The organism is Nocardia sienata NBRC 100364, from assembly GCF_001613205.1.
Taxonomy (GTDB): domain Bacteria; phylum Actinomycetota; class Actinomycetes; order Mycobacteriales; family Mycobacteriaceae; genus Nocardia; species Nocardia sienata.
On sequence record NZ_BDBX01000127.1, the window covers coordinates 1 to 728 of the forward strand.

The 728-nt window shown below is 62.9% G+C and carries 1 protein-coding gene; it reads left to right on the plus strand.

Going from position 1 to position 728, the window contains the following annotated elements; translation table 11 throughout:
• Positions 1-78 precede the first annotated feature (78 nt).
• On the plus strand, positions 79-728 hold a 650-nt coding region (locus NS4_RS31035), incomplete at its 3' end, for a FadR/GntR family transcriptional regulator (protein WP_169811843.1).

Consider the following 728-nt stretch of genomic DNA (forward strand, 5'->3'; position numbering starts at 1 on the left):
AACGAGGTTGCGGCGTTGCGGACTCCGGGGTGGGATGTGGTGTCGGGGAGCACGATGGCGTCGCGGATTATTTCTCAGGTGAAGTCGGCGATTTTTGCGGGGACTTTGCAGCCTGGTCAGCGGTTGGGTACGGAGAAGACGATTGCTGATGAGTTCGGTGTGAGCCGGATGGCTGCGCGGGATGCGGTGCGGGGGTTGGAGGCGTTGGGGGCTGTGGATGTGCGGGTGGGGCCGCGGGGTGGGGTGTATGTGGGGCAGCCGAATACGCAGAAGTTGTCGGATATGTTGGCGGTGCAGTTCGCGTTGATGGGGGTGCGGCCGCAGGAGTTGTTGGATGCGCAGGTGGCGATCGAGAATGCCTCGATCGGTATGGCGGCGAGCAGTATGGCGTCGGGGAGTATTTCCGCGGATCGGATCGATGGTTTGCGGGAGGGTTTGGCGGTGTTCCGGCGGGAGATGGCGGAGGCGTCGACTGCGCGGATCGCGGCGTTCGTGCCTCGGGTGATCCGGTTGCACGAGGAGTTGGTGGAGGCGTCGGGGAATCGGGTGTTGACCAGTTTGTTCCAGTCGATCCGGCATTTGCTGGAGCCGGTGTATCTGCAGGTGGCGCAGGGTAATCGGGTGGAGGATGTGGAGCGGGCTATTGCGCGGGTGATGAGTTCGCATGGTGAGTTGCTGGATTTTCTGGCGGAGGGTGATCATGCTGCGGCGCAGTCGATCATCGGGAG